This is a genomic window from Acidocella aquatica, from assembly GCF_030160635.1.
GTDB classification, from domain to species: domain Bacteria; phylum Pseudomonadota; class Alphaproteobacteria; order Acetobacterales; family Acetobacteraceae; genus Acidocella; species Acidocella aquatica.
In genome coordinates, this window is the sequence record NZ_BSOS01000018.1 from 1 (window position 1) to 1,089 (window position 1,089).

Annotated in this window: 2 protein-coding genes; both read left to right on the forward strand. The window is 53.5% G+C overall.

The features are described 5' to 3' along the window. Nucleotides 1-76 precede the first annotated feature (76 nt). Nucleotides 77-367 carry a hypothetical protein gene (locus tag QQJ84_RS05325; RefSeq protein WP_284257066.1) on the forward strand — a complete coding sequence of 97 codons (291 nt, stop codon included), beginning with the start codon at nt 77-79 and terminating at the stop codon, nt 365-367. 25 nt (nt 368-392) lie between these two features. Continuing rightward, the gene (locus QQJ84_RS05330; protein WP_284257068.1) at nt 393-746 is read left to right on the forward strand and encodes a VpaChn25_0724 family phage protein; all 354 of its coding nucleotides are present in this window, start codon (nt 393-395) and stop codon (nt 744-746) included. Nucleotides 747-1,089: the final 343 nt, after the last annotated feature.

Here is a 1,089-nt window from a genome sequence, read left to right on the forward strand (position 1 = left end):
GCCTCTCGCATAGGGGACGAGCCGTGCAGCAGGATAGCAAGATCTACGTAGGACTGGATACCTCGACGAGGCGATAGTGGCTGAGGAGATCGGGCGGTTGCGGCAGGTGTGGTATGCCGGCGGCGATGACGAGACGGATTTGCTACGAACCATGTTAGGCGAGGAGCGTCTGGCTGAACTAGATCGTTTCGATCAGATTCAGCTCGCAGGCACAATTAAAATCTGCCGCCAGCATGCCAGCCTGAGTGCCGCGGGCCGTGCCTTGTTCTCCGCCTCACGTACGAAAAAAGCTGGCTCGCCGAACGATGCCGACCGATTGCGCAAATACTTCTCCCGGTTCGGGTTAGATTGGGCGACGATTACTTAATCGACCTCACGGAAAAATCGGTAATATGAGAGATCTTATTGTGACAAGTTCAGTTATGCCGAAACCCAATATGCAAAAGCCAATTGAGAAAATTGTCGCCGAAGAACGGGCATTGGCGATTTTGCGTCTCATGAGTGGTGATTTGGGAGGCGCCACAAATGATCGGGTGCTCACGCGCTGTCTGGAGTTTTATGGCCTGCCCACTACTCAGAGCGAGCTGCGAACACAGTTAAATGGACTCGAGTGTGCAGGAGTAATAAAGCTTGAAAAGATCGAAGGACTACTAATCGCTCGCATCTGCCGGCAGGGGGTTGAGGTTGCAAAAGGAATGTCCTCAGCCGACGGCATTGCTGAATGTGGACCGGAGTGCCCCTACTAATGCGCTTTGTGGTATGACATCCTCGCGCTCGTGAGGGCAGCTTTCGTGAGATTAAACCTGAAAGCGGGCTGTCCGGTTCCCCGGCCCAACCAAGCCGTTAGCAATACCTGAAGCCGTTCATTTGAGGATGGGCCGAGACCACATTTCGCGCCTTCAGGACCCGCGTTTTGCCCAGACATTGGAGTTATCATCCATATCGAGAAAGCCTTCATCTACCGCCATAAATGCTGAAACCCTATTGGAGGCTTCACCCGAGCGACGAACAGTCTGCCCTCATGGTAATCCCCCCGTTTTTAACGGGGCTTAATGGTAGAATTCACGCGGCGAGTTTCAGTTTCTGGGC